This is a genomic window from Streptomyces sp. NBC_01723, assembly GCF_036246005.1.
In the GTDB taxonomy this organism is placed as follows: domain Bacteria; phylum Actinomycetota; class Actinomycetes; order Streptomycetales; family Streptomycetaceae; genus Streptomyces.
In genome coordinates this window covers 3190131-3203118 of the sequence record NZ_CP109171.1, presented here as the reverse complement: position 1 = coordinate 3203118, position 12988 = coordinate 3190131, and the positions used below count along the sequence as shown (strand labels likewise).

Annotated in this window: 14 protein-coding genes; 9 read left to right on the top strand and 5 right to left on the bottom strand. The window is 72.1% G+C overall.

The window, feature by feature from the left end:
• Nucleotides 1-25: 25 nt before the first annotated feature.
• A complete protein-coding gene (locus tag OIE75_RS14790; RefSeq protein WP_329471165.1) occupies nucleotides 26-1060 on the top strand; it encodes an aldo/keto reductase in 1035 nt (344 codons plus the stop codon).
• 81 nt (nucleotides 1061-1141) lie between these two features.
• Here the strand turns inward: OIE75_RS14790 and OIE75_RS14785 are convergent, their stop codons facing one another.
• Entirely contained in the window at nucleotides 1142-2638 is a 1497-nt protein-coding gene (locus OIE75_RS14785) for an oligopeptide:H+ symporter (RefSeq protein ID WP_329471164.1), read from the bottom strand.
• Nucleotides 2639-3168: 530 nt separating this feature from the next.
• Here OIE75_RS14785 and OIE75_RS14780 point away from each other — a divergent pair.
• Both OIE75_RS14780 and draK read left to right on the top strand, forming a co-directional pair.
• Complete coding sequence (locus OIE75_RS14780) at nucleotides 3169-3846, top strand: response regulator transcription factor (protein ID WP_052842140.1); 678 nt, start codon at nucleotides 3169-3171, stop codon at nucleotides 3844-3846.
• 31 nt (nucleotides 3847-3877) lie between these two features.
• Nucleotides 3878-5152: a two-component system sensor histidine kinase DraK gene (gene draK / locus OIE75_RS14775; RefSeq protein WP_122617049.1), complete on the top strand. Its 1275-nt coding sequence runs from the start codon at nucleotides 3878-3880 to the stop codon at nucleotides 5150-5152.
• Between the two features lie 7 nt (nucleotides 5153-5159).
• Here draK and OIE75_RS14770 read toward each other — a convergent pair whose 3' ends face one another.
• On the bottom strand, nucleotides 5160-5732 hold the full coding sequence (locus OIE75_RS14770; RefSeq protein ID WP_329471163.1) for a GtrA family protein: 573 nt from the start codon (nucleotides 5730-5732) through the stop codon (nucleotides 5160-5162).
• A gap of 166 nt (nucleotides 5733-5898) precedes the next feature.
• Here OIE75_RS14770 and OIE75_RS14765 point away from each other — a divergent pair, with 166 nt between their 5' ends.
• Genes OIE75_RS14765 through OIE75_RS14755 form a run of 3 tightly spaced genes read left to right on the top strand, consistent with a single transcriptional unit; the run spans nucleotide 5899 to nucleotide 8766 of the window.
• On the top strand, nucleotides 5899-7038 hold the full coding sequence (locus OIE75_RS14765; protein ID WP_307012706.1) for a 5-(carboxyamino)imidazole ribonucleotide synthase: 1140 nt from the start codon (nucleotides 5899-5901) through the stop codon (nucleotides 7036-7038).
• On the top strand, nucleotides 7035-7559 hold the full coding sequence (gene purE, locus OIE75_RS14760; protein WP_122617052.1) for a 5-(carboxyamino)imidazole ribonucleotide mutase: 525 nt from the start codon (nucleotides 7035-7037) through the stop codon (nucleotides 7557-7559). The genes OIE75_RS14765 and purE overlap by 4 nt, the downstream gene beginning before the upstream one ends.
• A gap of 28 nt (nucleotides 7560-7587) precedes the next feature.
• Complete coding sequence (locus tag OIE75_RS14755) at nucleotides 7588-8766, top strand: dipeptidase (protein ID WP_329471162.1); 1179 nt, start codon at nucleotides 7588-7590, stop codon at nucleotides 8764-8766.
• Here OIE75_RS14755 and OIE75_RS14750 read toward each other — a convergent pair.
• Entirely contained in the window at nucleotides 8715-9857 is a 1143-nt protein-coding gene (locus OIE75_RS14750) for an alkene reductase (RefSeq protein ID WP_329471161.1), read from the bottom strand. The two genes, OIE75_RS14755 and OIE75_RS14750, sit on opposite strands and share 52 nt — an antisense overlap.
• Nucleotides 9858-9918: 61 nt before the next feature.
• Between OIE75_RS14750 and OIE75_RS14745 the strand changes: the two genes are divergently transcribed.
• Both OIE75_RS14745 and OIE75_RS14740 read left to right on the top strand, forming a co-directional pair.
• Entirely contained in the window at nucleotides 9919-10275 is a 357-nt protein-coding gene (locus OIE75_RS14745) for a MerR family transcriptional regulator (RefSeq protein WP_307017939.1), read from the top strand.
• A gap of 93 nt (nucleotides 10276-10368) precedes the next feature.
• Nucleotides 10369-11499 carry a dipeptidase gene (locus tag OIE75_RS14740; RefSeq protein ID WP_329471160.1) on the top strand — a complete coding sequence of 377 codons (1131 nt, stop codon included), beginning with the start codon at nucleotides 10369-10371 and terminating at the stop codon, nucleotides 11497-11499.
• 12 nt (nucleotides 11500-11511) lie between these two features.
• Here OIE75_RS14740 and OIE75_RS14735 read toward each other — a convergent pair whose 3' ends face one another.
• Entirely contained in the window at nucleotides 11512-11910 is a 399-nt protein-coding gene (locus tag OIE75_RS14735) for a VOC family protein (RefSeq protein WP_329471159.1), read from the bottom strand.
• Nucleotides 11911-11942: 32 nt separating this feature from the next.
• Nucleotides 11943-12314 (bottom strand): VOC family protein, encoded by a 372-nt coding sequence (locus OIE75_RS14730; protein ID WP_329471158.1) that lies wholly within the window; start codon nucleotides 12312-12314, stop codon nucleotides 11943-11945.
• Between the two features lie 107 nt (nucleotides 12315-12421).
• Here OIE75_RS14730 and OIE75_RS14725 point away from each other — a divergent pair, with 107 nt between their 5' ends.
• Entirely contained in the window at nucleotides 12422-12928 is a 507-nt protein-coding gene (locus OIE75_RS14725) for a CGNR zinc finger domain-containing protein (protein WP_329471157.1), read from the top strand.
• The last annotated feature ends 60 nt before the right edge of the window (nucleotides 12929-12988 follow it).

The window sequence follows — 12988 nt, the reverse complement described above, 5'->3', positions numbered from 1 at the left end:
CGAGACTCTGAGGGGAACGATTCACATGCGCATGCGCTACCTGGGCCGCACCGGCCTCCAGGTCTCCGAGATCTGCCTCGGCACCATGACGTTCGGCGGACGCCACGGATTCCAGCACATGGGCCGGCTCAACACCATCGAGGCCCGGCAACTGGTCCACACGAGCATGGACGCGGGCGTCAACTTCTTCGACACCGCCGACATGTACTCCGCCGGACAGTCCGAGGAAGTCCTCGGCGCCGCCCTCGGCACCCGTCGCGACGACGTGATCATCGCGACGAAGGTGCGCTGGCAGATGCCCGACGGCGGCGGTGGTCCGAACGACCGAGGACTCTCCCGTCACCACATCGTGCGCTCGGTGGAGGCCAGTCTGCGCCGACTGGGCACCGACTACATCGACCTCTACCAGACGCACGGCTGGGACGGCCGCACCCCGTGGGAGGAGACCCTGCGGGCCCTGGACGACCTCGTCCGGGCGGGCAAGGTCCGCTACGTCGGCGCGTCCAACCTGACGTCCTGGCAGCTCACCCGCGCCCTCGCCACCAGCGAGCGGTCCGGCCTCGAGCGATTCGCCTCGCACCAGATCCAGTACAGCCTGGCCGCCCGCGAGGTCGAGTGGGAACTGCTGCCCATGGCCGAGGCCGAAGGCGTGGGCGTCATGGTGTGGAGCCCGCTCGCCGGGGGGCTGCTCAGCGGCCACCAGGAGCGCGGCGCGACGCCGCCCGCGGGAACGCGGCGGGCGGTGGGCTGGTTCGAGCCCGTGGACCCCGAGCGCACCTTCGACACCATCGACGTACTGCGCAAGATCGCACAGGAGCGGGAGGTGAGTCCGGCCCAGGTGGCGCTGCGCTGGGCGCTGGAGGCGAAGGGAGTCACCTCGGTGGTCATCGGTGCCCGCAACGAACGTCAGCTCACCGACAACCTGGCCGCGACGGCCTGGTCGCTGACCCCCGAGGAGCGCGCCGCCCTCGACGAGGTCAGTGCCCCCCGGCTGCCGTACCCGTACTGGCACCAGGAGTACAGCGACGCGGAACGCGTCCGGGAGCCGGACGAGCACTGACGTGCGCGGGAAAGCCGGAAGGGTCACCGCGTCCACCCGGGACGCGGTGACCCTTCCGAGGAGTGCCTGGGCCGGCGAGCCTCAGCGCACGTCGCCCATGAGCTCCTTGACGCGCTTGCGGTACATCCAGATCGCCAGGCCGGCGACGACCGCGAGGGTCGCCTCCGCGGCCACGATGCCCGTCTTGTTCAGGTCGACGCCCGCGATGGAGAGCAGGCCGGTCGTGGCGTCACCGGCGGTGACGGCCAGGAACCAGACGCCCATCATCTGCGAGGCGTACTTCACGGGCGCCATCTTCGTGGTGACCGACAGGCCGACCGGGGAGAGCAGCAGCTCACCGCAGGTCTGGACGAAGTAGATCGCCACCAGCCACAGGGCCGCCGCCTTGTGTCCGCCGTCCGCGATGGCCAGCGGGGCCAGGAAGAGGAAGAAGGACGCGCCGACCAGGACCAGGCCGAACGAGAACTTCACGATGGTGCTCGGCTCCTTGCCGCGGCGGGCGAGCGCCAGCCACAGCATGGCGAAGACCGGGGCCAGGGCCATGATGATGACCGGGTTGACCGACTGGTACCAGGAGACCGGGAAGTCCCAGCCGAGGACGCTGTTCTCGGCCGAGGAGTCGGCGAACAGCGACAGCGTCGAGCCGCCCTGGTCGTAGATCATCCAGAACACGGCCGCGGCGACGAAGAACCAGATGTACGCCGACATCTTGGACTGCTCGGCACGGTCCAGGGACTTGTCGCGCTTGATGTTGGTCAGCACCAGCACCGGGATGATCACGCCGAGCAGGGTCAGCGGGACCAGGATCCAGTTCAGGGTGTAGGCGCCGGAGAAGCCGACGATCGCGTAGAACACGACGGCGAGCGCGGCCCAGAACGCGGCCTTGCGCAGCGTCGAGGCCTTCTCCTCGGCCGACAGCGGCTTGGGGACCACGCTGGAGTGGGGCGCCAGGTGGCGGCTGCCGAGCAGGAACTGGATCACGCCCAGGCCCATGCCGACCGCGGCGAGCGCGAAGCCCAGGTGCCAGTTGACGTTCTCGCCGATGGTGCCGATGACCAGCGGCGCCGCGAAGGCACCGAGGTTGATGCCCATGTAGAAGACGGTGAAGCCACCGTCGCGGCGCGGGTCGTCGGGGCCGTCGTAGAGCTGGCCGACCATCGTCGAGATGTTGGCCTTCAGCAAACCCGAGCCTATGGCGACCAGGCCGAGGCCCGCGTAGAACGTGCCGGAGGACGGCAGCGCCAGGGTGAGGTGGCCGAGCATGATCACGCCGCCGGCGACGGCGACGGTCTTGCGGGGACCCCAGACGCGGTCGCCGAACCAGCCGCCGGGCATGGTCAGCAGGTACACCAGGGAGAGGTACACCGAGTAGATCGCGGTCGCGGTGCCGGCGCCGAGGCCGAGGCCACCCGGGGCGACGAGGTACAGCGGGAGCAGAGCCCTCATGCCGTAGTAGGAGAAACGCTCCCACATCTCGGTCATGAAGAGTGTGGCCAGTCCGCGGGGGTGGCCGAAGAAGGTCTTCTCGGAGCCGGGGGTGCCCGGTGTGACCGAGTCCTTCGTCAGGCTGGACGCCATGGTCGATCCTTGCTGGTCGGGACGCGCTCATGAGGCGATGCGCGCCCGGTGGGGGGCGGCCGGCACCGGCGGCCTTCACTCGCCCACCCCACGCCTGAGGGATTCCGCTCCGGATCACGGAGCGGTGGACGGCGGCCACCGGGATCCACGCCTCCCCGCGCGTCACCGCACGCTTCGAGGCCCGGCCACAGGTCATTCCTTTCGAGGCCGGCCCCTGGGGCCGGCCCGCACACAAAAGAGACCTTCAGCGTCGAACTGTCGCCAAAGGTCCCCTGGGTGCTACAGGCGCTGATTCACCATACGGCAGGACACCGCCCGGTATGGAAGGACTTGAGACACGGATCACAGGTGATTCCGGAACCGCGAACGATCATTCGAAGGTCCATTCCAGGATGGCACCCCGCAGCCGCAGGGCGGAGCCGGGGGTGCGTGGAGCCGCCGCGCACCGGGGTGTCCGGCTTGTCCCTGGGTAAGAGTCCCGGGCGGCGATCACGCCCCGGGCGTTGCTCCGAGCGGTCTACCATCAGCTCATGACCCGTGTACTGCTCGCCGAGGACGACGCGTCCATCTCGGAGCCGCTGGCCCGCGCCCTGCGCCGGGAAGGGTACGAGGTCGAGGTGCGTGAGGACGGACCCACCGCACTCGACGCCGGGCTCCAGGGCGGCGTCGACCTGGTCGTGCTGGACCTGGGCCTGCCGGGCATGGACGGCCTGGAGGTCGCCCGGCGGCTGCGCTCGGAGGGCCACGCCGTACCGATCCTGATCCTGACCGCGCGCGCCGACGAGGTGGACACCGTGGTCGGCCTGGACGCGGGCGCCGACGACTACGTCACCAAGCCCTTCCGCCTCGCCGAGCTGCTCGCCCGGGTCCGGGCCCTGCTGCGGCGCGGCGCCGTCGAGCCCCCGCAGCCGCCCGCCACGCACGGCGTGCGGATCGACGTCGAGTCGCACCGGGCCTGGATGGGCGAGGAGGAGCTCCAGCTCACCGCCAAGGAGTTCGACCTGCTGCGGGTGCTGGTGCGCGACGCCGGCCGGGTCGTCACCCGCGACCAGCTGATGCGCGAGGTCTGGGACACCACCTGGTGGTCGTCGACCAAGACCCTGGACATGCACATCTCCTGGCTGCGTAAGAAGCTGGGCGACGACGCGGCGAACCCCCGTTACATCGCCACCGTGCGCGGTGTGGGTTTCCGTTTCGAGAAGAACTGAGCCCCCGCAGGGCCTGCCCGGGTAAGAGGACATGCGCCGCCGACTGATCCAGTCCACGCTCGCCGTGGTGCTCGTCGTGATCGCCGTCTTCGGCGTCTCCCTCGTGATCGTGGAGACCCGGACGATCAGCAGCACCGCGCAGGAACGCGTCGACCTGGAGGCGGTGCGGCTGGCCAGCATCGTGGACAGCCGGCTGATCGGCACCGGTTCCGTCGACGCGCGGTTCCTGCGGGAGCAGATCCGGGACGCGCGGTACGCCGTGATCCGCATCCCGGGCGAACCGGTCATCGAGGTCGGCAGCAAGCCGACGGGTGAGGTGCTGAGGGGCACGGCCACCGGTGAGGAGGGCGAGACCGTCCTGGTCGAGGAGCCCAGTTCCTCGGTGACCCGGGAGGTCGGCCGCACCCTGCTGATCATCGGCCTGGTGGCGCTGCTCGCCGTGGTCGCCGCCGTCCTGCTGGCGATCCGGCAGGCCAACCGCCTCGCCTCCCCGCTCACCGACCTCGCCGAGACCGCCGAGCGCCTCGGCTCCGGCGATCCGCGCCCGCGGCACAAGCGGTACGGCGTCCCCGAGCTGGACCGGGTCGCGGACGTGCTGGACTCCTCCGCCGAGCGCATCGCCCGGATGCTCACCGCCGAGCGCCGCCTGGCCGCCGACGCCTCCCACCAACTGCGTACGCCGCTGACCGCGCTGTCCATGCGGCTGGAGGAGATCACCCTCACCGACGAGCCGGAGACGGTGAAGGAGGAGGCGACGATCGCGCTGTCGCAGGTGGAGCGGCTGACGGATGTCGTGGACCGGCTGCTGACCAACTCGCGCGACCCGCGCAGCGGCTCCGCCGTCACCTTCGAGCTGGACGACGTCATCCAGCAGCAGATCGCCGAGTGGCGTCCCGCCTACCGCAGCGAGGGCCGGGCGATCGTCAGCTCGGGCAAGCGGCACCTGACGGCCGTGGGCACGCCGGGCGCCGTGGCGCAGGTGCTGGCCGCGCTGATCGAGAACTCCCTGATGCACGGCGGCGGCACGGTGGCCCTGCGGACCCGGGTGACCGGCAACCAGGCGGTCGTGGAGGTCACCGACGAGGGCCCCGGCGTCCCGGGCGACCTGGGGGCGCGGATCTTCGAGCGCGCGATCAGCGGCCGGAACTCGACGGGCATCGGTCTCGCCGTCGCCCGCGACCTGGCCGAGGCGGACGGCGGCCGCCTGGAACTGCTCCAGGGGCGCCCCCCGGTCTTCGGACTGTTCCTGTCCCGCACCCCGCCCCCGAAGAAGTCGTCCGGGGACGCGGGCGCCACGGTGCGCTAGCCGGCGCTCAGCGGTGGGCCGCGGGGGTGCCGTCGGAGGTGGGCACCGGGGCCGGGTGCCCGGGCCCCCGGAAGGTGTCCGCGCGGGTCACCGGCGGACGGGCGGGCAGCGTGCGGAAGACCCAGGTGCGGTACGACCAGAAGCGGAAGAGCGTGCCGAGCCCGATGCCGAGGAACTTGAAGATGTTGCTCTGCAGCGGGCTGTCCCAGCCGAAGCCGTACGTCGCCGTGTAGAGCACACCGTTCTCGATGACCAGTCCCACCGCGCTGAACAGCAGGAACAGCGACATCTCGCGGGTCCGGTGGCCCTTGTCGCGGTCGCGGTAGGTGAAGTAGCGGAAGCCCACGTAGTTGAAGACGATCGCGGCGATCGTCGCCACGATGCTGGCCCGCACCACCTGGAGGTCGGACACGTGCCGCACGAAGTTGAAGACGAGGAGGTTGACCAGCACTCCCGCGCCGCCCACCGCGCCGAACTTCACGACCTCACGCACCAGCCGGTCGATCCGCTCCCGCAGCGCGCCGCGGGGCGCGAGAGGAGCGGGGGGAGCCATGTGAGCACCCGAGGAACCATGTTCCATGGTCGTGCAGGCCCCCGTCCTTCGGTTGGCGTCAATCTGTTCATGCTAACCACCCGGACGCGCGATCTTCCTGCCGAGAGGCGGGCGGGGGTCCGGAACGGGCGGCCGGAGGGGCGGGAAACGGCCGGTAAACAGGTGGGCTCCGCGCGGCCGATACGCTAGGGGCGTGACGTTCCCCGTAGTCGGCATGGTCGGCGGTGGCCAGCTCGCTCGTATGACACACGAGGCGGGCATCCCGTTGGGCATCAGGTTCAAGCTTCTCAGTGACACACCTCAGGACTCTGCGGCGCAGGTCGTGAACGAAGTCGTCATCGGCGACTATCGCGATCTGGACACGCTGCGCGAGTTCGCGCGCGGCTGTGACGTGATCACCTTCGATCACGAGCACGTGCCGACCGAGCACCTCAGGGCCCTGGAGGCGGACGGCATCCCCGTCCGTCCGGGCCCCGACGCGCTCGTGCACGCCCAGGACAAGGGCGTGATGCGCGCGAGGCTCGACGCGATCGGCGTGCCCTGCCCGCGGCACCGGATCGTGCGCGATCCGGACGACGTGGCCGCCTTCGCGGCGGAGGGCGACGGCTTCCCCGTCGTCCTCAAAACGGTGCGCGGCGGATACGACGGCAAGGGTGTGTGGGTCGTGGACTCCGTCGAGGAGGCCGCCGACCCCTTCCGCGCCGGTGTGCCGGTGCTGGCGGAGGAGAAGGTCGACTTCGTCCGCGAGCTGGCCGCCAACGTGGTCCGCTCCCCGCACGGCCAGGCGGTGGCCTATCCGGTCGTCGAGTCCCAGCAGGTCAAGGGCGTCTGCGACACGGTGATCGCGCCCGCCCCCGACCTCGACGAGGCCCTGGCCCTGCACGCCGAGGAGATGGCGCTCAGCATCGCCAAGGAACTCGGCGTCGTCGGCCACCTCGCCGTCGAGCTGTTCCAGACCCGCGACGGCCGCGTCCTCGTCAACGAGCTGGCGATGCGCCCGCACAACTCCGGCCACTGGACGATGGACGGCGCGATCACCTCGCAGTTCGCCAACCACGTCCGCGCCGTCCTCGACCTCCCCCTCGGCGACCCGCGCCCGCGCGCGAAGTGGACCGTGATGGTCAACGTCCTCGGCGGCGACTACCCGGACATGTACTCCGCGTACCTGCACTGCATGGCCCGCGACCCCCAGCTGAAGATCCACATGTACGGCAAGGACGTGAAGCCCGGCCGCAAGGTCGGCCACGTGAACACCTACGGCGACGACCTCGACGACGTGCTGGAGCGCGCCCGTCACGCTGCCGGCTACCTGAGAGGGACGATCACCGAATGAGCCCAGTTGTCGGCATCGTCATGGGGTCGGACTCCGACTGGCCCGTCATGGAGGCCGCCGCGAAGGCCCTCGACGAGTTCGAGATCGCCTACGAGGTCGACGTCGTCTCGGCGCACCGCATGCCGCACGAGATGATCGCGTACGGCGAGCAGGCCGCCGGCCGCGGACTCAAGGCGATCATCGCCGGAGCCGGGGGCGCCGCCCACCTGCCCGGCATGCTCGCCTCCGTCACCCCGCTGCCGGTCATCGGCGTCCCGGTGCCGCTGAAGTACCTGGACGGCATGGACAGCCTCCTGTCCATCGTGCAGATGCCGGCCGGCGTCCCCGTCGCCACCGTCTCCGTGGGCGGCGCCCGCAACGCCGGTCTGCTGGCCGCCCGCATCCTCGCCGCGCACGACGAGGAACTGCAGGGCCGCATGCGCGAGTTCCAGCAGGAACTGAACGACCAGGCCACCGAGAAGGGCAAGCGGCTGCGCAGCAAGGTCGAGGGCGCCGCGGCCGGCTTCGGATTCGGAAAGTGACGGACGGACAGTGACCGAAGGGACGCGGATGACCTCGCCGGACCAGGCCCGGGAACTGCTGCGCGAGTTCCCCGTCGTCGACGGGCACAACGACCTGCCCTGGGCGCTGCGCGAGCAGGTCCGCTACGACCTCGACGCCCGCGACATCGCCTCCGACCAGTCCGCCCACCTGCACACCGACCTGGCCCGGCTGCGGGCCGGCGGCGTCGGCGCGCAGTACTGGTCGGTGTACGTCCGCTCCGACCTGCCGGGCGCGGTGACGGCGACGCTGGAGCAGATCGACTGCGTACGACGGCTGATCGACCGCCACCCCGAGGACCTGCGGGCGGCGCTCACCGCCGCCGACATGGAGGCGGCCCGCGCCGAGGGCCGGATCGCCTCGCTGATGGGCGCCGAGGGCGGCCACTCCATCGACAATTCGCTGGCCACCCTGCGCGCCCTGTACGCGCTCGGGGTGCGTTACATGACGCTCACCCACAACGACAACGTCGCGTGGGCGGACTCGGCGACCGACGAGCCCGGCGTCGGCGGCCTGTCGGCCTTCGGCCGCGAGGTCGTGCGGGAGATGAACCGCGAGGGCATGCTGGTCGACCTCTCGCACGTCGCGGCGACGACGATGCGCGACGCGCTGGACGCCTCGACCGCGCCGGTGATCTTCTCGCACTCCTCGTCCCGCGCCGTCTGCGACCACCCGCGCAACATCCCGGACGACGTCCTGGAGCGGCTGCCCGCCAACGGCGGCATGGCGATGGTGACGTTCGTGCCGAAGTTCGTGCTCCAGGCGGCCGTGGACTGGACCGCCGAGGCCGACGAGAACATGCGCGCGCACGGCTTCCACCACCTCGACTCCAGCCCCGAGGCGATGAAGGTGCACGCCGCCTTCGAGGAGCGCGTCCCGCGTCCCGTCGCGACGGTCTCCACGGTCGCCGACCACCTCGACCACATGCGCGAGGTCGCCGGCGTCGACCACCTCGGCATCGGCGGCGACTACGACGGCACGCCCTTCACCCCGGAGGGCCTCGGCGACGTCGCGGGCTACCCGAACCTCATCGCCGAACTGCTCGACCGCGGCTGGTCCAAGGCCGACCTGTCCAAGGTGACCTGGAAGAACGCGGTCCGGGTGCTGGGCGACGCCGAGGACGTGGCCCGGGGGCTTCAGGCCACCGGGGAGCCGTCCAACGCGTCGCTGGAGGAACTCGACGGCTGAGCCGTCACCTCTCCGAGGGCGGGGTAGTCGGTGTATCCGGTCGCCCCGCCCACGTACATCAGGTACCGGCCCCGTACGGGGTTCAGCGGCGCGCCCAGCCGCAGCCTCGCCACCAGGTCCGGGTTGGCGAGGAAGGGCCGGCCGAGCGCGATCAGGTCGGCCCCGGCGGCCAGCAGCCGGGCGGAGGCCTGCCGTACGGCCTCCGTGGCGGGGGATTCGGGCAGGACCGGGTTGGCGATCAGCACCCCGGGCCACCCGGCGCGGAGCCTGCCGAACAGCGGGGCGTCCGGGTCGGCGTGCACGAGGTGCAGATAGGCGAGACCCAGCCCGCCGAGACGCTCCAGGAGGGCCGGATACAGCGCGTCGGTCTCGCCCTCCGCGATGCCGTTGACGGTGTTGCCGGGGGAGACGCGCAGGCCGACCCGCTCGGCGCCGATCTCGGCGGCCACCGCCTCCACCACCTCGGCCGTGAACCGGATCCGCGCGGCGACGGAGCCGCCGTGGCCGTCGGTGCGCAGGTTGGTGTTGGCGGCCAGGAACTGGTGCAGCAGGTGACCGTTGGCGGAGTGCACCTCCACCCCCTCGAAACCGGCGTCCAGCGCGTTGCGGGCGGCCCGCGCGAAGTCGGCGACGGTGGTCCGGATGTCCTCGGTGGTCATCTCCCTGGGGACGACGGCCGGCCGGTGTCCGTCGGGCGTGAAGACCGTCTCGGGCAGCGGCACGGGCGAGGGCGCGACCGGCGTCAGGCCGCTGGTGGCCGGATGGCCGACCCGGCCGCCGTGCTGGAGCTGGAGGAACATCCGGCCCCCCGCCTCCCGCACGGCGTCGGTGACCAGCCGCCAGCCCGCCACGTGCCGGGCGCTGTGCACGGCGGTGATGTTCGGGTACGTCTGCCCGGCCGCGTTCGGCGTCGCGGCCTCGGCGACGATCAGCCCGGCGGTCGCGCGCTGGGCGTAGTAGGTCGCCATGAGCGGGGTCGGCGTGCCGTCGGCCTCCGCCCGGTTCCGGGTGAGGGGGGCCATCACGAGGCGGTTGGGCAGCGTGAGCGGGCCGAGCGGGGCGGATGCGAAGAGGTCTGTTGTGTTCGTCATGCCCGTACGCTAAAACTTGACACCGGTGTCAGAATCAAGCCCGGAGCGGGAGGTACGGCGGATGCGGATCGGCGAACTGGCCCGGCGTACGGGCGTCAGCGAGCGCTCGCTGCGCTACTACGAGACGCAGGGGCTGCTCGCGGCCGGGCGTACGCCCGGCGGGCACCGCGACTACGCGGAGGCGGCCGTCGACCGGGTCGTCCGCATCCAGGAGCTGTACGCGGCCGGGCTGTGCAGCAGCAAGATCGCGCAGTTGCTGCCGTGCATGCGCGACGGCGACGGCGGCCCCTCGGCCGTGGCGACGCCGAAGCTGGTCGCCGACCTCACCGCCGAGCGCGCCCGCATCGACCGGACCATCGCCGACCTGCTCCGCTCCCGGGACACCCTGGACGAGGTGATCGACGCGGCCGGGGGCTGAGCCGCGTACCCCCGAACGCCCCACCCACCAGGAAGCCCTTTCCGCTCCGTGCGACGGTGGCCGTACCTCACGAACGAGCGTACGGAGCGCGTCATGGCAGACCTCCAGGACGACCTGCACACCGGTACCGAGGCCGGCGGGCTCGGCGACCTGTCCGAGCCGCTCGCCGCGCAGGCCTTCCCGCCGGAGCCCTACACGCCCGTGTCCGACCCCGACGACGAGCCGCTGACCCGGGCGCACGCCGTCCTGGCCACCCACCCCGTCGCCGACGGCTACAGCGGGCTGCCCTGGGCGCTCAAGCACCTGCCCTGGTACGACCTGGAGCTGGGGGAGAGCGCCGTCGACACCGATGTGCCGCGGCTGCGCGAGGGCCACGTGGGCGCGCTGCTGTGGTCGCTGCATCTGCCGGAATCCATCGACGGGGACCGCGCGGTCGGCGCCACGCTGGAGCAGCTGGACCTGGTCAAGATGGTCGTGCGGGCCCACCCCGAGGGGCTGCGCCTGGCCTACGACGCCGGGCAGGCCATCGACGCCCGCAACTGCGGCCGGGTCGCCGTGGTGCCGGGTCCCGCGGGCGCCCCCGCCCTCGGCGACTGCCTCGGCATCCTGCGGTCGCTGCACGCCCTCGGCCTGCGCGTGCTGACGCTGTCCGGGGTGACCTGGGCGAGCGAGGCGGGGCTGACCCGGTTCGGCGAGGAGGTCGTCCGGGAGATGAACCGGCTCGGCGTGCTCGCCGACCTCTCCGGCGCCTCCGCCGAGACCATCCGCCGCACCTTCGCCGTCTCCAAGGCGCCGGCCGTGTGCACCCGCTCCGCCGCCCGCGCCCTGCGCCCGCACCCCGCCAACCTGCCCGACGACCTGCTGGTCGAGCTGGGCGCGGCCGGGGGGCTGTGCATGGTGCCGCTGACCGCCGAGCAGACCGGCCCGACCGTCCGCGACGTCGCCGACCATCTCGACCACGTCCGCACGGTGGCCGGGCCGGAGAGCGTCGGCCTGTCCGGCACCTACGACTCGGGCGCCGCCCACCCGCTGGAGCTGGGCGACGCCTCCTGCTACCCGCGGCTCATCGCCGAGCTGCTGCGCCGTGGCTGGGACGAGGCGGACGTGGCCCTGCTGACCTGGGGCAACGTCCAGCGCGTACTGCGCGGCGCGGCCTTCACCGCCCGTGCGGTGCAGCAGCGCCGGGAGCCGTCGACGGCGACGATCGCCGAACTGGACGGCTGAGCGCCGGGCCGGTCAGGGGTGCTCGATCCGGCACAGGCAGAAGGGGTGCCCGGCCGGGTCGGCGTACACCATGAAGCCCTTCGTCTCCCGGTCCTCCAGGTCCAGCGGCCGGGCACCCAGGGCGAGCACCCGCTCGTGTGCCGCGTCCATCTCGGCCCAGGTCGACCCGCCGATGAAGTCGAGGTGGAACTGCTGGGCGTTGCGGTCGGAGCGCGGCCACTCCGGAGGGGTGAGGCCCGGGGCCCGCTGGAAGGACAGCCGCGGACCGCCGGGCACGTGGAGCACCACCCAGTCCGGGTCCTCCTCGTCGGGCGTCCCGCCGCCGACCTCTGCGTAGAACCGGGCCAGCTCACGCGGCTCGGGGCAGTCGACGACGACGGAGCGGAAGCGTGCGACGGGTGTCGTGGCCATGCGGGGGCCTCCCGGTTCGGTGGGTTCCTTGCTCAGCAGGCGCAGAGGCAGAACGGGTGCCCGGCCGGGTCGGCGTAGACCCGGAAGGTACGGGCGCGGTCCTCCGCGTCCAGCGGGCGCGCGCCCAGCTCCAGCACGGCCTTCTCGGCCGCGTCGAGGTCCTTCACGTCGAGGTCGAGGTGGAACTGCTGGGCGCCGTCGGGCCCGGGCCACTGCGGCGGCACGTAGCCGGGGGAGCCCTGGAAGGCCAGCGTCTGTCCGCCGGGCAGGTTCAGGTCGACCCACTCGTCGTGGTCGTCGCTCTTGTCCTCGACGGTTCCGCCGAGCACGCCGGCGTAGAAGCGGGCCAGTGCGTGCGGGTCGGGACAGTCCAGGACGACGACGCCCAGTTCGGCGACAGCCATGACTTCCTCCTTGAGGTCCGCGGTGGTCGCTGCGGCGGTTACCTGCATAAGCCGGGTAACCGGTAACGGTTACCTCATGCTCCCGCATTGGCGGTAACGTCGCAAGCATGAGTGTGAGATCGCCCGCGCCGGGAGGTCTGGAGCTGGTCCGGGCCCTGGTGAACACGCTGGACGTCGAGACGGGCGCCGACTCGCTGGACACGCCGGAGAACCGGGCGCGGTTCGGCCTGGCGGAGGACGCCGTAGCCGACGCCCGCGAACTGCGCGAGTCCCTGCGCGTGACGCTGCTGGCCCACGCCGGTCATCCGCCGCACCGCGCGGTGACCCCGCTGGGCGAGCTGCTGGCCGCGGCTCCGCTGGTGGTGACGGTCGACGACGCCGACGGCTCCGCCGCCCTCGCCCCGGCCCGGGAGGGCCTGCTGGCCGCACGCGTCGCCGCCGCCGTCGCCGAGGCGCTGGTCGCCGGCACCTGGAGCCGGCTGAAGGCCTGCGAGGCCGTCGACTGCCTCTGGGCGTACTACGACCGCAGCCCGGCCGGACGCGGCCGCTGGTGCTCGATGCAGGTGTGCGGGGCGCGCGCCAAGATGCGCAGGTACCGGGCCAAGGAGGCGTGAACCACACGGGGTTCACCGGCCCCCGGGCCGCGCGATGGGGCAGAATGCGGACGGCGCCGG